18 protein-coding genes and 1 tRNA gene are annotated in these 22,634 nt (G+C 37.2%); 11 read left to right on the forward strand and 8 right to left on the reverse strand.

From position 1 onward, the window contains the following. Nucleotides 1-205: 205 nt before the first annotated feature. The 5 genes from BTA34_RS08900 to BTA34_RS08920 all read left to right on the forward strand — a co-directional run bounded on the left by BTA34_RS08900 (nucleotide 206) and on the right by BTA34_RS08920 (nucleotide 5,253). On the forward strand, nucleotides 206-1,771 hold the full coding sequence (locus BTA34_RS08900; RefSeq protein ID WP_151435338.1) for an ABC transporter substrate-binding protein: 1,566 nt from the start codon (nucleotides 206-208) through the stop codon (nucleotides 1,769-1,771). Nucleotides 1,772-1,847: 76 nt separating this feature from the next. Then, complete coding sequence (locus BTA34_RS08905; protein ID WP_151435339.1) at nucleotides 1,848-2,891, forward strand: ABC transporter permease; 1,044 nt, start codon at nucleotides 1,848-1,850, stop codon at nucleotides 2,889-2,891. After that, nucleotides 2,891-3,721, forward strand: coding sequence for an ABC transporter permease (locus BTA34_RS08910; RefSeq protein WP_151435340.1), 831 nt, complete (start codon nucleotides 2,891-2,893; stop codon nucleotides 3,719-3,721). Before BTA34_RS08905 ends, BTA34_RS08910 begins: the two co-directional genes overlap by 1 nt. Continuing rightward, the gene (locus BTA34_RS08915; protein ID WP_151435341.1) at nucleotides 3,714-4,550 is read left to right on the forward strand and encodes an ABC transporter ATP-binding protein; all 837 of its coding nucleotides are present in this window, start codon (nucleotides 3,714-3,716) and stop codon (nucleotides 4,548-4,550) included. Before BTA34_RS08910 ends, BTA34_RS08915 begins: the two co-directional genes overlap by 8 nt. Beyond that, on the forward strand, nucleotides 4,537-5,253 hold the full coding sequence (locus BTA34_RS08920; RefSeq protein WP_196736322.1) for an ABC transporter ATP-binding protein: 717 nt from the start codon (nucleotides 4,537-4,539) through the stop codon (nucleotides 5,251-5,253). The genes BTA34_RS08915 and BTA34_RS08920 overlap by 14 nt, the downstream gene beginning before the upstream one ends. 131 nt (nucleotides 5,254-5,384) lie before the next feature. Here the strand turns inward: BTA34_RS08920 and BTA34_RS08925 are convergent, their stop codons facing one another. Beyond that, entirely contained in the window at nucleotides 5,385-6,029 is a 645-nt protein-coding gene (locus BTA34_RS08925; RefSeq protein ID WP_151435343.1) for a YchE family NAAT transporter, read from the reverse strand. 514 nt (nucleotides 6,030-6,543) lie between these two features. Between BTA34_RS08925 and adhE the strand changes: the two genes are divergently transcribed. Then, complete coding sequence (gene adhE, locus BTA34_RS08930) at nucleotides 6,544-9,210, forward strand: bifunctional acetaldehyde-CoA/alcohol dehydrogenase (RefSeq protein ID WP_151435344.1); 2,667 nt, start codon at nucleotides 6,544-6,546, stop codon at nucleotides 9,208-9,210. Between the two features lie 1,212 nt (nucleotides 9,211-10,422). Here the strand turns inward: adhE and BTA34_RS08935 are convergent. After that, nucleotides 10,423-11,019 (reverse strand): thymidine kinase, encoded by a 597-nt coding sequence (locus tag BTA34_RS08935; RefSeq protein ID WP_023581977.1) that lies wholly within the window; start codon nucleotides 11,017-11,019, stop codon nucleotides 10,423-10,425. Nucleotides 11,020-11,528: 509 nt separating this feature from the next. Here BTA34_RS08935 and hns point away from each other — a divergent pair. After that, the gene (gene hns, locus BTA34_RS08940; protein WP_088495367.1) at nucleotides 11,529-11,933 is read left to right on the forward strand and encodes a histone-like nucleoid-structuring protein H-NS; all 405 of its coding nucleotides are present in this window, start codon (nucleotides 11,529-11,531) and stop codon (nucleotides 11,931-11,933) included. A gap of 231 nt (nucleotides 11,934-12,164) precedes the next feature. On the opposite strand, the gene BTA34_RS08945 is transcribed toward hns, so the two are convergent. The 3 genes from BTA34_RS08945 to rssB form a co-directional block, all read right to left on the reverse strand. Then, nucleotides 12,165-13,172, reverse strand: coding sequence for an NAD-dependent epimerase (locus tag BTA34_RS08945; protein ID WP_151435345.1), 1,008 nt, complete (start codon nucleotides 13,170-13,172; stop codon nucleotides 12,165-12,167). 266 nt (nucleotides 13,173-13,438) lie between these two features. Then, nucleotides 13,439-14,347: a UTP--glucose-1-phosphate uridylyltransferase GalU gene (gene galU / locus BTA34_RS08950; protein WP_151435346.1), complete on the reverse strand. Its 909-nt coding sequence runs from the start codon at nucleotides 14,345-14,347 to the stop codon at nucleotides 13,439-13,441. 181 nt (nucleotides 14,348-14,528) lie between these two features. After that, nucleotides 14,529-15,548, reverse strand: a complete 1,020-nt coding sequence (rssB, locus tag BTA34_RS08955; RefSeq protein WP_151435347.1) for a two-component system response regulator RssB — start codon at nucleotides 15,546-15,548, stop codon at nucleotides 14,529-14,531. 149 nt (nucleotides 15,549-15,697) lie between these two features. Here rssB and BTA34_RS08960 point away from each other — a divergent pair, with 149 nt between their 5' ends. From BTA34_RS08960 to BTA34_RS08970, 3 genes are all read left to right on the forward strand, one after another. Further along, complete coding sequence (locus tag BTA34_RS08960; protein WP_151435348.1) at nucleotides 15,698-16,171, forward strand: YchJ family protein; 474 nt, start codon at nucleotides 15,698-15,700, stop codon at nucleotides 16,169-16,171. 38 nt (nucleotides 16,172-16,209) lie between these two features. Next, nucleotides 16,210-17,058, forward strand: a complete 849-nt coding sequence (gene purU / locus BTA34_RS08965; protein ID WP_151435349.1) for a formyltetrahydrofolate deformylase — start codon at nucleotides 16,210-16,212, stop codon at nucleotides 17,056-17,058. 255 nt (nucleotides 17,059-17,313) lie between these two features. After that, nucleotides 17,314-17,398: transfer RNA gene (locus BTA34_RS08970), tRNA-Tyr, on the forward strand. Between the two features lie 31 nt (nucleotides 17,399-17,429). Here BTA34_RS08970 and BTA34_RS08975 read toward each other — a convergent pair. Beyond that, nucleotides 17,430-18,293 (reverse strand): helix-turn-helix domain-containing protein, encoded by an 864-nt coding sequence (locus BTA34_RS08975; RefSeq protein ID WP_151435350.1) that lies wholly within the window; start codon nucleotides 18,291-18,293, stop codon nucleotides 17,430-17,432. A 447-nt stretch (nucleotides 18,294-18,740) separates the two neighbouring features. On the opposite strand from BTA34_RS08975, the gene xthA reads away from it, so the two are divergent. Then, nucleotides 18,741-19,547, forward strand: a complete 807-nt coding sequence (gene xthA / locus BTA34_RS08980; RefSeq protein ID WP_151435351.1) for an exodeoxyribonuclease III — start codon at nucleotides 18,741-18,743, stop codon at nucleotides 19,545-19,547. A 67-nt stretch (nucleotides 19,548-19,614) separates the two neighbouring features. Here xthA and BTA34_RS08985 read toward each other — a convergent pair whose 3' ends face one another. After that, complete coding sequence (locus BTA34_RS08985) at nucleotides 19,615-21,576, reverse strand: DNA topoisomerase III (protein WP_151435352.1); 1,962 nt, start codon at nucleotides 21,574-21,576, stop codon at nucleotides 19,615-19,617. A gap of 4 nt (nucleotides 21,577-21,580) precedes the next feature. Beyond that, a complete protein-coding gene (gene selD, locus BTA34_RS08990; protein WP_151435353.1) occupies nucleotides 21,581-22,624 on the reverse strand; it encodes a selenide, water dikinase SelD in 1,044 nt (347 codons plus the stop codon). Between the last annotated feature and the right edge of the window lie 10 nt (nucleotides 22,625-22,634).

Consider the following 22,634-nt stretch of genomic DNA (forward strand, 5'->3'; position numbering starts at 1 on the left):
TAAAGGAGTATTTCATCATCCTGTTCTTGCGGTTAATTATTCTTCTACCATAATTAATTATGACCACCTTATAACGAAGAGTTATATATAAGCGTAATTAAAACTTTGCGCATTGGTCACGTTTTGCCTAAGTTAATTTCACAAAGTAATAACTAATAAGTTATTGACATAACGACTTTAGCTACACCATTTCAGGGAGCGTCTCATGAAAGCAAAATTATTATCATTATTGGTTGTGGGTGCCCTTTCCGTACCGGCATTTGCAGCAACTCCTGCTAATACATTAATTGTGGTACAAGGGCTTGATGATTTAGTCAGTCTTGATCCTGCTGAAAGTAATGAGCTATCGAGTATTCAAACTGTACCGAGTTTATATCAACGTATTGTTCAACCTAATCGTGATAATCCAGAAATTAATGAACCGATTTTGGTTGAAAGTTGGCAAGCAAATCCTGAACAAAAAACGATCGTATTTAAAATTAAACCCGAGGCAAAATTTGCATCAGGTAACGCTGTGCGTCCTGAAGATATTATCTTCTCTTATCAGCGTGCGATCATCATGAATAAATCACCAGCCTTTATTCTAAATGTATTGGGTTGGAAAACAGATAACATTAATTCGTTACTCAAAAAAATCAGTGATAACGAATTGGAAGTACGTTGGACAGCCGATGTTAGCCCTAATGTTGTGCTAAATATCCTTTCAACCCCAATTGCCTCTATCGTTGATGAAAAACTAGTTTCTGCTCATATTAAAAATAATGATTTTGGTAATAGCTGGCTGAAAATGAACTCAGCAGGAAGTGGTGCATACAAAATGCGCGCTTATCAACCACGTCAAGCCATTGTGTTAGAGGCTAACCCTCTGTCACCGACTGGCGCACCTAAGATGGCGAATATTATTATTAAAAACGTGCCTGATCCGGCATCACGTCGCTTATTGATTGAAAAAGGCGATGCAGATATTGCGCGTGAACTGGGTACGGATCAAACCGCAGCTTTAGCAGGCAAAGCAGGTATTCAAATTTTAAATATTCCTTCTGCTGAACAAGTTTATATGGCTTTTAATACCGACAGCGGAAACCCTGCACTGAGTAACCCCGCATTTTGGGAAGCATCTCGTTATTTAATTGACTACAAAGGTATTACTGAAGATTTAATGCGTGGTCAGTATTTTATTCACCAAAGCTTCTTACCTGTAGGTTTACCGGGCGCATTAGAAGATAATCCATTCACTTTTGATCCAGCAAAAGCTAAAGAAATTTTAGCCAAAGCGGGGATCACCAATGCACGCTTTACATTAGATGTTGAGAACAAAGTTCCTTACATCACGGTGGCGCAATCCATCCAAGCAAGCTTTGCTCAAGCTGGTGTACAAGTCGATTTATTGCCTGCGGCAGGTAGTCAAGTGTATAGCCGTGTGCGCGCTAAACAACATCAAGCAGCTATCCGCTTTTGGATCCCTGATTATTTTGATGCACACTCAAACGCCAGTGCCTTTGCTTATAACGACGGACAATCCAATACTGTTGCTTGGTTAAATGGCTGGAAAATTCCTGAATTAAGCCAGCAAACATTGGCGGCACTTAATGAAGCGGACAAGACAAAACGTCAATCCCTCTATACTGAAATGCAAAAAGAGTTACAGCGTAGCTCGCCTTATGTGTTTATCGACCAAGGTAAAAACCAAATCGTTATGCGCGATAACATCAAAGGTTATGCGCAAGGTCTAAATGCAGATATGGTTTATTATGACAAAGTAACTAAGTAATCTTTTTTTCAGAAACCCTCCACAGTCATGTTACTGTGGAGGGTCTATTTTTGTCATTTCACTAGGCTATTGCTGTATGAATACTGCTATGACGTTATCTTTTCGTCTTAAAGGTCAGTTAATTACCTTTGCTCAAGGTATATTGACACTGGTGCTGACGCTTTTAGGGCTTCTTGTTATCACTTTTACGCTTTCTGTACTTTCACCTGTTGATCCTGTCTTACAAATTGTCGGTGATCACGCAAGCCTCGAAACCTATAACCAAGTAAAACATGAGTTAGGGCTGGATTTACCTATCTACATGCAGTTTTTTCACTATGTGGAAGCACTGCTGCAAGGACATTTAGGTACAGCGACATCAACAGGTCAGCCTGTTCTTGATGATTTGTTAGCGACCTTCCCCGCTACATTGGAATTAGCAACTGTTGCATTATTGATTGGTGCCAGTCTCGGTATTTTATTCGGCGTTTTATGTGCGCGGTTTGTGGGAACACCCCTCGATTTTATTTTGCGAATTCTAACGTTATTAGGCAGTTCAGTGCCTATTTTCTGGTTAGGTTTGATTTTACTCTTGATTTTCTATGCCACATTACAATGGACTGCTGGCCCCGGGCGATTAGACGATATCTATCAATTCACCATTGAACCCGTAACAGGTTTTGCATTGATTGATACATTATTAGCTGGCGATAAAGAGGCTTTTTTTAATGCGTTATCACACCTGATTTTGCCCGTTTCCCTATTAGCTTATTTTGCCCTTGCTTCTATCACTCGCTTAACTCGCTCGGCATGTTTAAACGAAATGAATAAAGAGTATGTCACGTTAGCAAGAGCGAAAGGCATTGGCGAGTTACGTATTCTTTTTTATCACGTACTGCCTAATATTCGTGGTGTTTTAATGACTATTATCGCCCTGTCTTACACGGGTATGCTAGAAGGGGCTGTATTGACAGAAACCGTCTTTTCTTGGCCGGGAATTGGTCGATATCTCACAACAGCGCTTTTTGCAGGAGATACCACAGCCATTATGGGCGGTACTTTAATTATCGGTTTGTGCTTTGTCTTTATTAATAATGTGACCGATATTGTTATTCGTTTAACTGATCCGAGGCTCCGCTAATGTCATCCTCATTTTTAAGAAAAATAGCGCGCTCGCCTTCCGCATTTATCGGTTTATCGTTGCTTATTTTACTGTTAATTATTGCGATTTTTGCACCTTGGTTGGCTCCTTATGATCCAAATTGGCAACATGCTGCCCAACGTTTATTAGCACCCAATGCTGAACATTGGCTAGGCACCGATAATTATGGGCGAGATATTCTTTCTCGCCTGATCTACGGTACTCGCCCCATGCTAGGTTTAGTGGGGCTGGTGGCGCTTATTACATTACCTTTAGGATTATTGATTGGGATTTTATCGGGATATTACGGCGGTTGGACTGAACGTATTTTAATGCGCTTCACCGATATTGTGATGTCAATGCCTTCTCTTATTCTCGCTTTCGCCTTTGTCGCAATGTTAGGCCCGGGTCTGTTAAATGGGGCATTAGCGCTGGCTTTAACCGCATGGCCTGCTTATGCACGACAATCGCGCAGTGAAATTCAACATTTACGTAATAGTGATTATCTCGCTGCGGCTGAAATGATGGGAATTAAGGGTATCCGATTGTTATGGGGGCATATCTTACCCCTGTGTTTACCTTCAGCGATTGTACGTTTAGCGCTGAACTTAGCGGTGATTATCCTCGCGGCAGCAGGATTGGGCTTTCTTGGATTAGGCGCTCGGCCACCAATGGCGGAATGGGGAGCAATGATCTCAGAAGGTATGCCTGTTATTTTTGATCAATGGTGGGTTGCCGCTATTCCGGGTACGGCAATTTTGATCAGCAGTCTAGCATTTAATTTATTGGGTGATGGATTACGCGATGTATTGGGAGATACCCATGAATAAAGCACCATTAATTGAGGTAAATAACCTCTGTATTGATTTCCCAAAGGCAAGAGTGGTCAATAATGTCTCTTTTACTTTAGGGCAAGAGCGTTTAGCCGTTGTCGGCGAATCGGGTTCTGGCAAATCAATGACCGCTCGTGCATTAATGGGATTAGTTCGTCAGCCGGGAAAAGTCAGCGCAGATAAACTCAATTTGCAGGGTGATAATCTATTGGATTTTTCCTCTCGCCAATGGAATAACATTCGAGGTAATACTATTTCAATGGTATTACAAGATCCTCGTTACGCCTTAAATCCTGTAAAAACCATTTATCAACAAGTAGAAGAAACTGTAAAACAGCATCAAAAACTTTCGCGCCAAGATAGACGCCAACTTATTATCGATACACTGCTGTCTGTCGGCTTACCTGAACAGAATATTTATCGCTATCCCGGTGAATTATCAGGAGGAATGGGGCAACGTGCAATGATAGCGATTGCACTTATTAATAATCCAACGATTTTAATAGCTGATGAACCGACTTCTGCGCTTGATGCACAATTACGTCATCAAATCCTTGAGCTGATCACCACACAGTGTGAACAACGTCATATGGGCTTATTGCTAATTAGCCATGATTTGCCCCTTGTTGCCGAATATTGTGAACGTGTCATGGTGATGTACCAAGGCGAACAAGTTGACGAACTCAGTGCGAAGGCGCTACCGACTGCCACACATCCTTATACTCGTACACTTTGGACATGCAGACCTAACGCAAGCACTTATGGCACTCAATTGCCTGTATTAGATAGAACGCTTAATTTCAAGGGGCTGCATCATGCTAATTGATATTCATGATTTACATGTTCAATTTGAACAAGGTAAACAAGCAAAGCACGTTGTAAAAGGCATTAATTTACATATTCAACAAGGTGAAACCTTTAGCTTGATAGGTCGTTCTGGTTGCGGAAAATCGACTGTTTTACGAGTGATTGCTGGGTTATTGCCCCATTGGCAAGGTAATATATCGCTTTTAGGGCAAACTATTAAACCTCAACAACGTTTTCAAGGGGCATTACGCCGTAATATACAAATGGTGTTTCAAGATCCCTACGCTTCTTTGCACCCTCAACACCGTATTGAACGTGCATTTTCTGAGCCGTTAAAAATCCATCAAATTCCTTTTGATAAAAATACGATTGAACAAGCATTAGCCCAAGTTGGTTTGCCCGCAGATGTGACAAGTCGTTATCCTCATCAACTTTCTGGTGGTCAGCGTCAACGTATTGCCATTGCAAGAGCCATTTTATTACAACCAAAATTATTGCTTTTAGACGAGCCAACTTCAGCACTCGATATGTCAGTACAAGCCGAGATTTTGAATCTGCTTAACACACTGAAAAAAGAGCATAATATGACATATTTATTAGTAAGTCATGATGCAGACGTTATTGCACATATGTCGGATAGAGCTGCATTAATGGAAAATGGGGAACTCACACAACATTATGATCGGGATGCGTTATCAAAAGGGATACATCGTCTTGATTGACATAAAAGAGAATAAACAGAAGAAAAGAGAATAAATAGAAGAAAAGATCCGAGCAGTATTGCGTTGTTAATACTGCTCTTTTTAATAGTACTGTTTTAGTAGTACCATTTTTTAATTGTTCTGCGCTGTGTTTAAACTAATAAGCCTGGGAAAATAGAACGTAACCCAGTCACAATAAATTCAATACCTAACGACATTAATAATAAGCCCATTATACGAGTAACCACGTTAATGCCAGTTTGCCCTAAATATTTCACTAAGAGTGTTGCACTACGAAACAATAACCAACAACAAAATGCAAAAAAGATACTGGTTGCGGCTAATCCTAAAAAGTTAGTAAAACCTTCCCAACGAGAGCTCCACACAATACAAGAACTGATTGCCCCTGGTCCTGCCATTAATGGTAATGCTAAAGGCACAACAGCAACACTATTACGAACCGCGGATTCGTTTCGTTCTTGATTGTTTTGTTTATCTTCCCCTAAACGTCCATTTATCATTGTCATTGCAATAGTAACAATCAGCATTCCCCCTGCTATACGAAACGAGTCGATAGAAATACCGAAAATATTCAGTATAGAATCACCGATTAACAGAGAAGAAACTAAAATAATTGCAACGGAGCCATTCGCAATTAAGTTTGTTTTGTTACGCCCAGCATCAGTTTGATAACTCGTCATACTAATAAAGACAGGCAAAATACCAATTGGGTTTACAATCGCAAAAAGACCGACAAAAAATTTAATATAACCGGATAAATCCAGCAGTGACCCCATGAAAAGCCCCTTCTTGGCTAGTAAACATGCGAATTATTCTATAAAAGATAGAGTAACTCTAAAAAATGCGCGTTACTTTAAATCAATAAACCAGTTAATTCTATTAGTTAACAAGTTTTTACCTAAAATATTCTCTTGCAAACTGATCAAAACCTAGTGGTTTAATTTTATATCTAAATAAAGCATACGACAAAAAAATTGTTGAATATTTATTACATATAAGAATCATTCTCATAAAAAGCCATGCTGAAAGGTGTCAGCCTGCTAATTTTGTGATATATATCACGTTAATTAATTAGAAAGATGGTAAGCTGTTATCATTCGAAGAAATAGGATTACTTCGAAAATATATTTACCTTTATTATTGTTTTTTTTAAGTTTTTTAAGCAAATTATGGCTTCTAATAATTATTACTAAAATGAGCACATTGTCATCTATCTAGGCTATCCTTATTAGTTATGATGAAAACGGCTAATTTGCTTAAAAAATTTAACATTTTATCAGGAGTCTCTTTATGTCTGTAACTAACGTTACTGAACTCAATGATTTGGTTGCTCGTGTAAAAAAAGCTCAACGTGAATTTGCTAACTTCTCTCAAGAACAAGTTGATGCCATTTTCCGTGCTGCTGCATTAGCTGCCGCTGATGCCCGTATTCCTCTTGCAAAATTAGCTGTAAAAGAGTCTGGTATGGGTATCGTTGAAGATAAAGTGATTAAAAACCACTTTGCTTCTGAGTATATCTACAATGCGTATAAAGACGAAAAAACCTGCGGGATCTTATCTGAAGATCTGACTTACGGCACAATGACCATTGCTGAACCTATTGGGATCATCTGTGGTATCGTACCAACAACTAACCCAACTTCTACTGCGATTTTTAAAGCATTAATTAGCTTAAAAACGCGTAATGGTATTATTTTCTCTCCGCACCCTCGTGCAAAAGAAGCAACAAACCGTGCTGCTGAAATCGTCTTGAATGCTGCTATCGCTGCAGGCGCACCAAAAGACATTATCGGTTGGATTGATGAGCCTTCTGTTGCCCTATCTAACGCATTAATGCACCATGATGATATTAACCTGATCTTAGCGACAGGTGGTCCAGGCATGGTTAAAGCTGCGTATAGTTCTGGTAAGCCCGCTATCGGTGTTGGTGCAGGTAATACGCCTGTTGTTATTGATGATTCTGCTGATATCAAACGTGCAGTGGCTTCAATCTTAATGTCTAAAACTTTCGATAACGGCGTAATTTGTGCATCAGAGCAATCTGTTATCGTTGTTGATAGCATTTATAAACAAGTTCGTGAGCGTTTCTCAACTCACGGCGGTTACATGCTAACAGGTAAAGAATTAAAAGCAGTTCAAGACATCATATTAAAAGATGGCAACTTAAACGCAGCGATTGTGGGTCAACCTGCAACAAAAATTGCTGAAATGGCTGGCATTGAAGTACCTGTAAATACCAAAATTTTAATTGGTGAAGTAAAAGAAACAACAGAAGCAGAACCTTTTGCTCACGAGAAATTATCTCCACTATTAGCCATGTACCATGCTCAATCGTTTGAGGATGCCGTTCTAAAAGCGGAAAAATTAGTTGAGATGGGTGGTATTGGTCACACTTCTTGCTTATATACAGACCAAGATAACTGCCCTGAGCATGTTGCCTACTTCGGCGACAAGATGAAAACATCTCGTATTTTAATCAATACACCAGCATCTCAAGGTGGTATTGGTGACTTATACAACTTTAAACTTGCTCCTTCTCTAACATTAGGTTGTGGTTCATGGGGTGGTAACTCCATCTCTGAAAACGTAGGGCCAAAACACCTTATCAACACTAAAACCGTGGCGAAAAGAGCAGAAAATATGTTGTGGCATAAACTTCCTAAATCTATTTACTTCCGCCGTGGTTGTTTACCTATCGCACTAGAAGAGATTGCGACAGACGGTAAAAAACGCGCCTTTATCGTGACCGATAGTTTCTTATTCAACAATGGTTATGTTGATGAAGTCGCTCGTGTACTGAAAAAATTTGGTGTTGAAACAGAAGTCTTTTTTGAAGTTGAAGCAGACCCAACATTAAGTGTTGTGCGTAAAGGCGCAGAACAGATGAATAGCTTTAAACCAGACGTGATCATCGCATTAGGTGGTGGTTCACCAATGGATGCAGCAAAAATCATGTGGGTTATGTATGAACACCCAGAAACCCACTTTGAAGAATTAGCATTACGCTTTATGGATATCCGTAAACGTATTTACAAATTCCCCAAAATGGGTGTGAAAGCACAAATGGTTGCTATCACAACAACATCAGGTACTGGCTCCGAAGTAACACCATTTGCGGTAGTTACTGATGATGAAACAGGTCAAAAATATCCATTAGCAGACTATGCATTAACACCAGATATGGCTATCGTTGATGCAAACCTTGTTATGAATATGCCTAAATCTCTGTGTGCATTTGGTGGTTTAGACGCTGTAACTCACGCATTAGAAGCCTACGTTTCTGTCTTAGCGAACGAATATTCTGATGGACAAGCACTGCAAGCATTAAAATTACTGAAGGAATATCTGCCTGCAAGTTATCATGAAGGCGCTAAAAATCCTGTTGCTCGTGAACGTGTTCATAATGCGGCAACGATTGCTGGTATTGCTTTTGCTAACGCATTCTTGGGTGTTTGTCACTCAATGGCGCATAAATTAGGCTCTGAGTTCCATATTCCTCACGGTTTAGCTAATGCGTTATTAATTTCAAACGTTATTCGTTATAACGCTAATGATAACCCAACTAAACAAACTGCATTTAGCCAATATGATCGCCCTCAAGCTCGTCGTCGTTATGCAGAAATTGCTGATCACTTAGAACTTTCAGCACCGGGTGACCGTACTGCGGCTAAAATTGAGAAATTGTTAGCTTGGTTAGAAGAAATGAAATCTTCATTAGGTATTCCATCTTCTATTCGTGAAGCTGGCGTCCAAGAAAGTGATTTCTTAGCAAGAGTTGATAAATTATCTGAAGATGCGTTTGACGATCAGTGTACTGGTGCTAACCCTCGTTACCCACTGATCTCTGAACTGAAACAACTGTTATTAGATTCTTACTACGGTCGTGAATTTAATGAACATCCTGTTGTTGAAGTAAAAGAAGAAACAAAACCAGCTAAAAAAAGCAATAAAAAATAATCGAAACACACTGTGTTAATGTGATCCTCAATATTTCGGTTATTTGCTCTTAAATAGAAGCCCAGCCCTATGGCTGGGTTTTTTTATGGCTGATCACTTGGTTATATGCATTTTGCTACTGATTTCTGAGATTAGGAAATAAAGCGAGAGAAGTCACTATTCAGTCATAAATGATAAGTGTTTACACTTAGTTAATAAGTTTAATCCTTACTATAAAAATAGTGTATTCCCTTATGTATTCATAATTGGCTCTGAAAAAGGTGCTGAGCAACTTACCTCTTAAATCACACATTGGCATTACCCTATTATAAAAAATGGCTTATGGGCGATTATAGAGCGTATCAAACTCCTCTCCTCTTTCATTAGTTGGTTTAATTATTTCATTCTTACCTTGTTTACTTCATAAAATGACTATCGCGAAATGTTCTTTGAAACCATCGTATTCGCTTTACGATTTGCAATCGTATTTTTCTTCTTATCCGATAAAAATAAATAGGCTTCATCGTTTTGATTATTAATTAGTGATCAAAATATAGAGATATAAATGTTTTATATCTCTAGCTCCATTGGATTTATAAAAAACATAGTTTCAATAAAATATTATCAAAATGAGGCTTGTTAGCTTGCTAACGTAATAAAGGTCGCTATTTGTGCATTCTACTTAAAAATTACTCCTTTAGGAGTATGAAAAGAGCCAATTTATCCGTATTGGCGGGCATAAAGTGAAGTGTTTTATTTATTCAATGACAACTTAAGCATCTTATAATCAGCATCGATAAAACCCGATATAAATGTTTCATTATACAAACCATAGATAAAAGAAATATTTTTTTGTATTTTATGACTATCTTTATTCAATTTTATTAAACTATGAATAATATAAATGCATCAAATGTCTATCTCTCTTTTCATTTGTAAAAAACAATATCGACATCACAAAACAAACACCTTACGTATATTTGATTATGTCTTTTTTGATTAATGATAATGAAATCGATGAAATAGATAATTTTTCCTTTCAAAAAATAACATATCTTCACAGAAGAAAATCAAACTCACCGCAATTTGATATAAAAAAAGCCAAGAAATTGGCTAAAATTTAAAAATATATAAATATTTTTTAGTATTACGTTATATAACACTTTATTTGAATTCTTATTTCATCCCCCTCTTTTACTCTGACAAATTAGTAAAAGAGGGAAATTGAAAAGGTTACTCTTGTTCAATACACCCTTTTAGCGTTGCCTGCGTATAATGCTTGCGGCAGACTGAAACATATTTTTCATTTCCACCTATTTCAACTTGAGCACCATCACTCAGTACATTTCCTTTATCATCTAAGCGTAATACTTTATTTGCCTTTCTACCGCAGTAACATACTGTTTTAAGTTCTACTAGTTTATCAGCCCATGCTAATAAATAAGCACTGCCTGTAAATAACTCACCTCTAAAATCCGTTCTTAGCCCATAAGTGAGAACGGGAATATCATAGGTATCCGTTATTTCACAAAGTTGTTCGACATGTGCCTTACTTAAAAATTGGCATTCATCAATCAATACACAGTGAATAGGCTGTTTGTTATGCTCAGCAACAATAACGTCACGAATATTCATATCATCACTAAAGAGTAATGCATCCGCACTTAATCCTATCCTTGAACTAATCTTTCCTTTTGCAAAGCGTGTATCAATAGCCGCAGTGAAAATCAAAGTACGCATTCCTCGTTCATTATAGTTATAAGAGGATTGCAATAAAGATGTTGATTTTCCAGCGTTCATGGCTGAATAATAAAAGTAAAGTTGAGCCATCAGCTCACTCCTTAAATAGTGTTTATTTTCACGAGCGACAGTCTAACATAAACAATCTACAAGTTATCCATAACAAGTATTTATTCCCTTTATTTCTATTCTAGATATACCACCGAAAGATGAAGTTCGTTGTTAATGCTAATTTTTGCTTAAAAAATAAATAGCTTTAATAAGTACTTAACATATTAAAACACCCCTTGATATACCTTTATTAAAGTATGAAAGTTAGTCCGATTCCATTTTTAGAAAAAAGTCCGTTATTATAAAAAAATGAACAAAGCTTTCTATTCTTTAGCATTAGCGCTATCATCAGTTAAAAGATGCATTTCCTTACTAATATTTCCTTTATTGACTAAAGATGCCTCAACTTTTATTATTTTTTTCGTTGAGATATTAGTTTAAAAAAAAGAAATTTTACGTAAGGTTTGTATTTAGGTATTGCAGAAATTTAAATAGCAATCTATTATTAGTATTACATCAGCCAACAACATTTATTTGAGACCAGGAAAATGAGCGAATCTTTAAAAATATTAAATAACATCCGTACTCTCCGTGCACAAGCAAGAGAAACTTCTTTAGAAACTTTAGAAGAAATGCTGGAGAAACTCGAAGTTGTCGTTAATGAGCGTCGTGAAGAATTCTCATTAGAAAAAGCAGCTGAAGAAGAACGTGTTCAAAAATTACAAAAATACCGTGAAATGCTAGAAGAAGCTGGTATTGATCCAACAGACTTACTTGAAGCAAGTGCTGTTAATAAAACAGGCCGTGCTAAACGTGCAGCTCGCCCTGCTAAATACTCTTACGTTGATGAAAATGGTGAAACTAAAACTTGGACAGGCCAAGGTCGTACACCAGCTGTAATCAAACGTGCTATTGATGAAGAAGGCAAATCATTAGACGATTTCCTGCTGTAATTTAAGTCAATACTCTATTTGAAATACCCTTTTAATTATTTAAAAGGGTATTTTCTTGTTTGCCCCATTTAATTAAACAAGCGTTTAATTTTAATATGTGCTGATGTAGTTTGTATTAGATGTGGGTAAGCAAAAATAAAAAATGTAATAACTGCGTTATTTATTTTTATTTATAATGAAAAAGGAGCTTTTATAGCTCCTTTTTTCTTTGATCCAATTAAACTAATATTATTAATTTTTATAATAACTTAAATACCAATCAACAAACTGTTTTACGCCATATTCTACTTCGGTATTCGGCGAGAAACCTATTGTCTCAAACAAGTCTTGGCAATCAGCACAAGTAGAAAGAACATCACCATCTTGCATTGGCATTAAATTCAATTTAGCTTTTATATTTAATGACTTTTCTATCGCTTCAATGAATGCCATCAATTTAGTTGGTTGCCCATTACCCACATTATAGATTTTATAAGGGGCAGAACTTGAAGACGTTTCACCTTTCTCTACTGTCCAGTTTTCATCTGCTTCTGGTATAACATTAACTAATCGAACAACAGATCCCACAATATCATCGACATAAGTGAAATCACGCGTCATATTTCCACTGTTATAAACATCAATAGGTTCGCCAGCTAGCATTGCCTTAGTAAATTTAAATAATGCCATATCAGGACGTCCCCAAGGACCATATACCGTGAAGAAACGTAATCCTGTTGTCGGTAATTGATATAAATGTGAATAGCTATGAGACATTAACTCATTGGCTTTCTTTGTTGCTGCATATAATGAAACTGGGTGATCAACACTATCTTCTGTTGAGAAAGGCTGTTTCTGATTTAAACCATAAACGGAGCTTGAAGAGGAATAGATAAGATGTCCGACTTTATTATGGCGACATCCTTCTAATATATTAATATGACCAACAATATTCGCATCAATATATGCCATTGGGTTTTCAATTGAATAGCGAACACCCGGTTGGGCGGCTAAGTGAATAACTCGGTCAAATTGGTGTGATGCAAATAATTGAGCCACTTTTGCTGAGTCAACGATATCAAGTTTCTCAAAATGGAATTTTTCTAGCTGTTGTAATTTAGCTAATCGAGCTTCTTTTAATCGCACATCATAATAATCATTCAGGTTATCTATTCCGACAACATGATAACCCATTTCGATTAAACGCTGGCTCATATGATAGCCAATAAAACCCGCAGCACCTGTTACCAATATTTTCATATTATTACTCAAATAACCCAATAATTTATTTTTCATGTCAACGCTATCATGCTTAATATCACCTAGATTAAACATCATAACGCTTAACATAGTCATACATTACAGAATCAACATGGCTCAATGCTAAATACATTGAGCCATACCTTAATCTCTTACAATCACTTTATCTAGCTTTTCCCGTAAAATATCCACCTATTATGCATCATTCATTTACGGAGGATATACAATGAGATTGACCATATAAATGATTATTAATCGGCTTTATTTCACTGTATCTTTAATGATTTTAGCCATTGTGCAAAGTCTTCACCGAACTCTTCGTGCTGTATTCCATACTCTACGAAGGCTTTCATATACCCTAATTTATTACCACAATCGTGGCTTTTCCCTTGTAGGTGATAAGCTTCAACAGCTTCTTTTTCAATCAGCATTGCAATCGCATCAGTTAACTGAATTTCATCTCCAGCGCCAGGTGCGGTTTTCGCTAATAGTGGCCAAATACTTTCAGATAACACATAACGCCCTACGATAGATAAATTCGAAGGTGCTTCTTCTTTCTTAGGTTTTTCAACAACACGAGTAATTGGTTTGCTATCTCCTGGGCATAAACTTTCGCCCATGCAATCAACAATACCATAATTAGAGACTTCATCTTCAGGAACAGGTTCAACAAGAATTTGACTTGCGCCTGAACGTTCAAAGTGAGAAAGCATTTCTTTTAAGTTAACTTTCGTTAAATCAGCACTGTATCTATCTAAAATAACATCAGGCAGGATAACAGCGAAAGGTTCATCACCAATTAATGGCTTAGCACATAAAATGGCATGGCCTAATCCTTTTGCTATTCCCTGACGAGTTTGCATAATAGTGACGTGGCTTGGACAAATGCCTTGTACTTCTTCTAATAACTGGCGTTTAACTCGTTTTTCTAAAATCGCTTCTAATTCAAAACTTGTATCAAAATGGTTTTCAATTGAATTTTTAGATGAGTGTGTAACAAGTACAATTTCATTAATGCCTGCTGCGATACATTCATTCACTACATATTGAATAAGAGGCTTATCAACCACAGGCAGCATTTCTTTTGGAATTGCCTTGGTTGCAGGTAGCATTCTTGTTCCTAATCCAGCAACAGGGATAACCGCTTTTCTAACTTTACGTACTGCTGATGACATTATACTTCTCCTGCAATTCGTACCGTTCTACTTTCAAATATGAATGGGTACAATTAAAAAAATAATCGCCAGAGTATACCAGCTAATATCTAAGGATAAACAGAGCGCTACCCGTTAATTGAGATAGTTCTTCATTTATGTTTAATATATGCACGATATTCTATTTTTATTTAATCTACATTTAACTTTTATAGATAGGGGAAAACATTAATTTAATCTGATTTGTGTTATCCCAAATTTTACATTGCCAATTTGTTCCCTCGCATTTTACTTGGTTAATATATAAAAGTTGCAATGTACCTAAAGGGACACCGCTATTTAATTCAAATTTTTTACTTTCTGTTTTTATTTCAGCTCGTAATCCTGCTGATGCCAATAATATATTTTTTTTCTGCGTATGATAATATCCTAGCGTGATGGGAAATTGTCCTTTCACACCAATCTCATTAAGCATTTTATTTAATTTATTCAACATATTATACATACTTGGCAAAGATCGTATTTTTTCTGATGACTTTAATACGTCATTAAAAACAACCCGTAAGAGTAAAGCGACCAAAAGCCCATTTTCATCATCTCTCGATATATCGACACAATAGAAAATAATTTGATCTTCGGATAAAGCCGCAATATCAAATAACAAACCCATTTTAGTGATATCATTTAATTGACGATAATTAACACAATATCCCGCAACAACCTGCTTAACTTGAGGTTGCATCTGTTTTATGAACGACTGAATATAATGGGTATCTTTTCGTAAGCTATTCCAAAGCGGTTCTAAATGTATACCTTCTATTAACACTGATTCAAAAAAACCAGGGCATAATACTTCAATGACTTTTTGTTTTAATTTATCAAGATGTGTTATTGGCTTAAGAAAAATCTCTTGCGCCCCTAAACGCAACATATCATCTATTTCAGCCATATTATCTGTACATGAAATAGCAATAACAGGAATAGCCAATTTACGTTGTTCAAGATGACACAAAAAAGTGGGACCATTCATTACTGGCATACGGATATCACATAAAATAAGATCAGGAAGCAATCCCCCTTCTAATAAAGATAATGCTTGGCTACCGTTATCTGTTGTATAAACGCAAGCCTTCTCATGTGAGAAATATTCCGTCAGCATGGTGCGAAAAACGACCTCATCATCAATTATTAAAATTTTTTTACCCACTAAGGCTTTGTTCATTGGTGACTCCGGTAACTATCATTTCACATGCAGATTAATTAGCGCTACATTATTAGTTTAGTTCAACATTGACGTTAATTATTCCCAATCGTTACTTTTTTCAATCTATGGGTAATCGTCATACTGATAACGTGAATTAGGACATTATTTTGTCAAGTTTATGCCCCTGCAATAGTCAATTATTCTACTCTAATTGCTGTGAACCTTATCATTTAGGTCAAAAAAATGCGCCAACAGCTGAAGCATTGATGCGTTCGCGTTATAGCGCATTTGTTAAACATAATGCTGATTACTTAATAAAGACGTGGCATCCCTCTTGTCGTGTTGCTTCCTTGCATGATGAATTAGTTTCAGGCTTTCCCAATACACAATGGCTTGGTCTTAATGTTATCTCAGCACAAGCAAGCACAAATAAAAATGAGGCTTATGTTGAATTCTCGGCTTGCTTTATTGAAAGAAATGCCGATGATAAACAGTACTTACATGAACGCTCTCGTTTTCTAAAAATAGATGACTGTTGGTTTTATATTGACGGTGTGAAACCGAAAGTGGGACGAAACGATCCCTGCCCTTGTGGTTCAGGGCGTAAATACAAAAAATGTTGTGAAAATAACATCAAATAACTGCAAACACAGAAGTAAAAGAAAGGATTTATCCATACATGCAACACCAAAATACACAAAAAAAAATACTGCGTACTATTTGCCCTGATGCAAAAGGGCTTATCGCTAAAATCACAAATATTTGCTACAAACATCAGTTAAATATTGTTCAAAATAGTGAGTTTGTTGATCATCGTACAGGTCGCTTTTTTATGCGCACAGAGCTTGAAGGTATCTTTAATGATGAAACCTTTCTTGCCGATTTAGATGATGCCTTACCACAAGGCTCCAAGCGCGAACTAAACACCGCAGGCCGTCGTCGCATTGTTATTATGGTGACAAAAGAAGCACATTGCTTGGGTGACTTATTAATGAAAAGTGCATTTGGTGATTTGGATGTTGAAATTGCCGCAGTCATTGGTAATCACGATACGTTAAAACATTTAGTAGAACAATTTGATATTCCTTTCCATCTTGTTAGCCATGAAGGCTTAACCCGTGATCAGCATGATGAAAAGTTAATTGCACAAATTAATCAATACAAACCTGATTATGTGGTACTCGCAAAATACATGCGTGTATTAACACCGGCATTTGTACAGAACTTCCCAAATCAAATTATCAATATTCACCACTCTTTCTTACCTGCCTTTATTGGCGCTCGTCCTTACCATCAGGCTTATGAGCGTGGTGTTAAAATTATTGGTGCAACAGCACACTACGTAAATGATAATTTAGATGAAGGTCCTATCATCACTCAAAATGTGATTAATGTTGACCATACGTTTTCTGCTGAAGATATGATGAGAGCGGGTCGAGATGTTGAAAAGAATGTTCTTAGCCATGCTTTATATTGGGTACTTTCACAACGTGTCTTCGTTTATGGTAACAGAACAATCATTTTATAAGTTTTTTGTTACTCATAACGCAAACCGTGTGACTATTTAAAGGTAAACCGCGATATATTACATATCGCGGTTTATTTTTTATCTCTTATTAAAAGAGATGATATTGCTTAAAATCAATACGATAGCGCATAAAGCTTGAACGATGCGCACGATTTTACAGCAGTCAGTCTATTTTTAGTAAAATAGCGCTTTACAGATCTCAGGTATTTGGTATTATTGCGCCCGCTGTCACGGACAGCAGAACAATTTAATGTTGGTGGGATACCCAAGCGGCCAAAGGGAGCAGACTGTAAATCTGCCGTCACAGACTTCGAAGGTTCGAATCCTTCTCCCACCACCATCTCCTCTTAGCGTCACTCCAAAAATTCCTTTTATTCCATTTTATCAATCAGATCCAGAAATCGATTCAATACACTTGAATGATACTTAGATTTATAGATATAACAGCTATATCGTATTTCAGGTTGAGTTAATGGTATAAAGCATAAGTCTGCTTCATACTCACTTTTCAATGGGCTTTCATCTGTAAGTAAAAGAGAATGATGCGTTTGAATAAAACGTAAACAGCAATTAAGATCATCCATTATTCTGACACACACAGTTTTTCCTCTATCCCCGATTTCACTCTCTAATTTTTTTATCTTAGCTGTTTTGTATAATGCCGGATCACATAGCCAAATATTTTCACTTAAAAGCCTATCAATATTATTATTCACACTATTCACGAGTGTTTTTTGGCAACAAATACCCAAGTGTTTATTTTCTATTTTATGAAGAAGACTAAATTTCTCACTAATAATTTTTTCAGAACTTAATATTAATGTATTACCATCATAGTCGGGTATTTCTTCAAAGTTCTCTCTTGAAAATCGCATTATATTTATATGGGAATAATTTTTATTTGCTGCTTGATAAAACTGAGTTAAATACTGACTTTTTCCCCAATCATAATAAACATGAATGCTATTATTTATAATCCCCGATATATGTTTTTTAGTTATCTCTTTTTCCTGAAGATAGAGCGATTTCAAATCATTATAAAGCTCTAAACCTTCTTGAGTTAAACTCATACCAAACTTCTCTCGCTTAAATAAACGCTTTCCTAACACGGCTTCAAAGTCTTTGATAGATTTAGCGACGGGAGGCGTTGTGCGGTTCATTACCCGCGCTGCTTTACTTAACGAGCCATTTTCGACTACGGCCATAAAGGCTTCTAACTTACGAGAAAAAAACATAATTCACCATTCCTTTGCTGTGTAGAATAAAATAATTTTATTGATTCATTTAATGTAAATAAAATAGTGATTAATTAATTTAAAAATTAACTTTATATAAAAGTAGTTTTATATAAATATTCTTTTACCTCCTTTTAATGAATACAATTTATAACTACAATATTATTTTTATTATGTCATCATTCTTCACATATAAAGAATAATAATACTTATATTCTTCTATCAAAGATTAGTTTATGTTTCTAGTTTGTTTAATTAATATTTTTTGTTATACAATTAATTATTTTTATTAAATTAGCACACTCTATTTAATGGCTTTTATTTTTATCTAATTTTATCTTTCTCTTGATAAGCTGTGCCATCATTTCTGTGATTTGCTTACATTCATTTTGCGATCCTGCTAGTATAAGACATCCTATTATTCAATATATAAATGGTTACAGTCACATGAAATTTGTCTCTTTCAATATTAACGGTTTACGCGCTCGTCCTCACCAACTTGAAGCTATCATAGAAAAACATCAGCCAGATGTTATTGGACTTCAAGAAACGAAAGTTCATGATGATATGTTTCCATTAGATACTGTGGGTGCCTTGGGTTACCATGTTTTCTATCATGGTCAAAAAGGGCATTATGGGGTTGCCTTACTCACAAAAGAAAAACCTGTCGCAGTACGTAAAGGCTTTCCTGGTGATGGCGATGATGCTCAACGTCGAATGATCATGGCAGATATCGAAACACCAGCAGGCTTATTAACCGTTATGAATGGTTATTTTCCTCAAGGTGAAAGCCGTGATCATGAAACTAAATTTCCAGCCAAAGAAAAATTCTATGCTGATCTGCAAAATTATCTAACCACCAGCTTACAACCGACCTCTCCAGTACTGATTATGGGTGATTTAAATATTAGCCCAACAGATAAAGATATTGGTATTGGCGAAAATAATATGAAACGTTGGTTAAAAACAGGGAAGTGTTCTTTCCTACCCGAAGAGCGGGAATGGCTGGCAACTTTAATGGGTTGGGGATTAACGGATACCTTCCGCCAACAACATCCTGAAGCTAATGATCAATTCTCGTGGTTTGACTATCGTTCTAAAGGTTTCGATGATAACCGAGGCTTACGCATTGACTTACTTTTGGCAAGTCGCTGCTTAGCGGATAATTGTATTTCAACAGGAATTGATTACGAGATCCGTGGAATGGAAAAACCCTCTGATCACGCGCCCGTTTGGGCTGAATTTAAAATCTAATCAGATAAAATTTTAATTCAATAAAAGCACTTCCCTAAATAACAGAGGAAGTGCTTTTTATTGGAGCTTAATTATCCGTCGTTGTTTCTTTACTCTGCGCTTTATTTTTTGTGGCGCTTGCTTTGTGATTTCCTTTAGTTGCTGTTTTGCGCTTTTTATTATGCGCAGGTGCGGGAAGATTTCTAAAAGCTTGAATATTCGGACGACGTTTCGCTTGAGTAATCAACTCTATCAAGGTGTTATTTAATGGCATCATAAAATCTTGATATTTAAATTGCTTCTCACTAATTTGCGTGAGTATCGATTCCCAATGTGCAGTCATATCCGGTAAAGTTGCCATATCTGGCAATACATGAATTAATGCTCTACCGGCTGGCGTTGAATTAATGGCTCGCCCTTTCTTTTGCAAAAAGCCACGCTTAAATAACAGCTCAATAATTCCCGCTCTTGTCGCTTCAGTACCTAATCCATCCGTTGCTCTTAGGATTTTCTTAAGTTCTTTATCTTGAACAAAGCGTGCAATTCCGGTCATAGCAGAAAGCAATGTTGCATCAGTAAAAGGTCTTGGAGGCTGCGTTTGCTTTTCAACAATCTCGCCCTTTTCACACAGCAATTCATCACCCTTCGCCACTATTGGCAATGCAGAACCGTCATTTTCATCATCTTGTTCTTTCGCACCTAATAATATTCGCCATCCTGCTTGCGCTAAAAAACGCGCTTTAGCAATAAACTTGCCATTCTCAATATCAAGCTCAATAACGCATTTACGATAAACAGCATCAGGCATAAATTGCATTAGATATTGGCGCGCCACGAGATAATAAATATTTTTCTCATTTTCACTTAATGAGATATTACCCGTTTTTGCCGTTGGAATAATCGCATGGTGAGCATCAACTTTTTTGTCATCCCAACAACGATTCTTTTTATCAATATCGAGAGTATCTTGCGGCAATAGGCTTGCATCATGTGTGCTAATCGCATTAATAACGGCATGACGACCCGCAAAATGTTCATCAGGTAGATAACGGCTGTCAGAACGCGGATAAGTGATTAGTTTATGTGTTTCATATAGGCGCTGGCACGTATCTAAAACTTGTTGTGCGCTTAAACCAAAGCGTTTTGCCGCTTCAATTTGTAATGCGGAAAGTGAAAAAGGAAGTGGTGCTATTTCAGATTCTTGCTTATCTTGATAATCCGTTACATTCGCAGGTTTGTCTTTAATTCTCTCAACAACATGCTCTGCAAGTTTACGATGTAATAACCGCCCTTCTTCATCTTGCCAAGGTTCACAATGTTCACTTGGTTGCCAAATCGCGGTAAAGCGTTCATCAGCAGGTGTGACAACATGTGCTTTCACTTCAAAGAAATCTTTAGGCACGAAGTTTTCAATTTCTTCATCACGACGAACCACTAAGCCTAATACTGGCGTTTGTACTCGCCCTACTGATAATACACCTTGGTAGCCATTGCGTTGACCTAAAAGCGTATAAGCTCGAGTCATGTTAATACCATAAAGCCAGTCTGCTCTTGCTCGCGCCAAAGCAGATACGCACAATGGGACAAATTCATGGTTATAACGTAGCTTATCAATAGCTCGCGTCACTGCGGCTGGGTTTAAGTCATTAATTAAGCAACGACGCGCCTGTTTTCTTTGCTCTTCACTGATATTTAAATAGTTAAGCACTTCATCGACTAAGAGCTGACCTTCGCGATCGGGGTCCCCCGCGTGGATCACTTCTTTTGCCTGCTTAAGTAGTGTTTTGATGGTTTCTAGCTGCTTTTTAACATCAGCTCGGGGCTTGAGTTGCCATTTTTCAGGAATAATGGGCAAATCATCTAACGACCAGCGGGCGTACCGCGGGTCGTATGCATCCGGCTCAGCTTGTTCAAGTAAGTGACCAACACACCACGTCACATACTGGTTATCACCACAAAGAATAAAGCCATCGCCCCGTTTATGGGGCTTTGGCAATACGTCAGCAATAGCGCGAGCAAGGCTGGGTTTTTCTGCAATAAATAATCTCATTACGTTAGTTAGTCACTTCAATCAACGCTTTTCCAGCTACTGGCGTAGTTAGCTCACCAATAGACGTTAATTCAATATCAAAACGTGAAGCAACTTCTTTCACTTGTTCAACCGCTTCAGGCAATACTGCTAATAATAAGCCACCTGATGTTTGCGGATCACAGAGTAATTTACGTTGTATTTCAGTGATCTCACCAATTAAATGACCATAACTTTCAAAGTTACGACCTGTACCACCAGGAACACAGCCTTGTTCAATATAAGACTCTACTTCTGGCAATCTTGGGACTTGTGAGAAATGAATAGTGGCTTGTACACCAGAGCCATCACAGATTTCGCTTAAATGCCCTAATAAACCGAATCCTGTAACGTCCGTCATTGCAGTGACGCCTTCGATATCAGAAAAATCAGACCCGGCTTTATTCATACGGCACATAATTTCTGTCGCTAAACCTTGGTGTTCTGGTTTTAGCAGACCTTTTTTCTCAGCCGTTGTTAATACACCGATACCCAAAGGTTTAGTTAAAAAGAGCTGACACCCTGCTTTAGCTTCACTGTTTTTCTTTACTTTGCTTACAGGCACAACACCGGTTACGGCAAGACCAAAAATCGGTTCTGGCGCATCAATTGAGTGACCACCAGCCAGTGATATGCCAGCTTCTTGGCAAGCTGCTCGACCACCTTCAATGACTTCACGCGCAATTTCTGGTGCCAGTTTATTAATAGGCCAGCCTAAAATAGCGATTGCCATAATGGGTTTTCCACCCATAGCAAAAATATCGCTAATTGCATTCGTTGCAGCGATACGTCCAAAATCATAAGGATTATCAACGATTGGCATAAAGAAATCAGTGGTGCTGATAATACCTGTACCATTTCCTAAATCATAAACAGCAGCATCATCTTTGGTTTCATTGCCTACGAGTAGGTGAGGATCATGAAATTTAGCTTGTTCGCTATGTAAAATGGTTTCTAAAACTTTTGGCGAGATTTTACAACCACAACCTGCACCATGACTGTATTGTGTTAAACGAATTGCTTCAGACATAACATGCCAT

It is taken from the genome of Proteus sp. CD3, assembly GCF_008808075.1.
Taxonomy (GTDB): domain Bacteria; phylum Pseudomonadota; class Gammaproteobacteria; order Enterobacterales; family Enterobacteriaceae; genus Proteus; species Proteus appendicitidis.

What these genes read in the sequence shown, in the direction of transcription:
- BTA34_RS08945 (WP_151435345.1), bottom strand. Translation starts at nt 13,172, where the DNA reads ATGAAAATATTGGTAACAGGTGCTGCGGGTTTTATTGGCTATCATATG.
- hns (WP_088495367.1), top strand. Translation starts at nt 11,529, where the DNA reads ATGAGCGAATCTTTAAAAATATTAAATAACATCCGTACTCTCCGTGCA.
- BTA34_RS08905 (WP_151435339.1), top strand. Translation starts at nt 1,848, where the DNA reads ATGAATACTGCTATGACGTTATCTTTTCGTCTTAAAGGTCAGTTAATT.
- selD (WP_151435353.1), bottom strand. Translation starts at nt 22,624, where the DNA reads ATGTCTGAAGCAATTCGTTTAACACAATACAGTCATGGTGCAGGTTGT.
- BTA34_RS08900 (WP_151435338.1), top strand. Translation starts at nt 206, where the DNA reads ATGAAAGCAAAATTATTATCATTATTGGTTGTGGGTGCCCTTTCCGTA.
- rssB (WP_151435347.1), bottom strand. Translation starts at nt 15,548, where the DNA reads ATGAACAAAGCCTTAGTGGGTAAAAAAATTTTAATAATTGATGATGAG.
- adhE (WP_151435344.1), top strand. Translation starts at nt 6,544, where the DNA reads ATGTCTGTAACTAACGTTACTGAACTCAATGATTTGGTTGCTCGTGTA.
- BTA34_RS08985 (WP_151435352.1), bottom strand. Translation starts at nt 21,576, where the DNA reads ATGAGATTATTTATTGCAGAAAAACCCAGCCTTGCTCGCGCTATTGCT.
- galU (WP_151435346.1), bottom strand. Translation starts at nt 14,347, where the DNA reads ATGTCATCAGCAGTACGTAAAGTTAGAAAAGCGGTTATCCCTGTTGCT.
- BTA34_RS08935 (WP_023581977.1), bottom strand. Translation starts at nt 11,019, where the DNA reads ATGGCTCAACTTTACTTTTATTATTCAGCCATGAACGCTGGAAAATCA.
- BTA34_RS08975 (WP_151435350.1), bottom strand. Translation starts at nt 18,293, where the DNA reads ATGTTTTTTTCTCGTAAGTTAGAAGCCTTTATGGCCGTAGTCGAAAAT.
- purU (WP_151435349.1), top strand. Translation starts at nt 16,210, where the DNA reads ATGCAACACCAAAATACACAAAAAAAAATACTGCGTACTATTTGCCCT.
- xthA (WP_151435351.1), top strand. Translation starts at nt 18,741, where the DNA reads ATGAAATTTGTCTCTTTCAATATTAACGGTTTACGCGCTCGTCCTCAC.
- BTA34_RS08915 (WP_151435341.1), top strand. Translation starts at nt 3,714, where the DNA reads ATGAATAAAGCACCATTAATTGAGGTAAATAACCTCTGTATTGATTTC.
- BTA34_RS08925 (WP_151435343.1), bottom strand. Translation starts at nt 6,029, where the DNA reads ATGGGGTCACTGCTGGATTTATCCGGTTATATTAAATTTTTTGTCGGT.
- BTA34_RS08910 (WP_151435340.1), top strand. Translation starts at nt 2,891, where the DNA reads ATGTCATCCTCATTTTTAAGAAAAATAGCGCGCTCGCCTTCCGCATTT.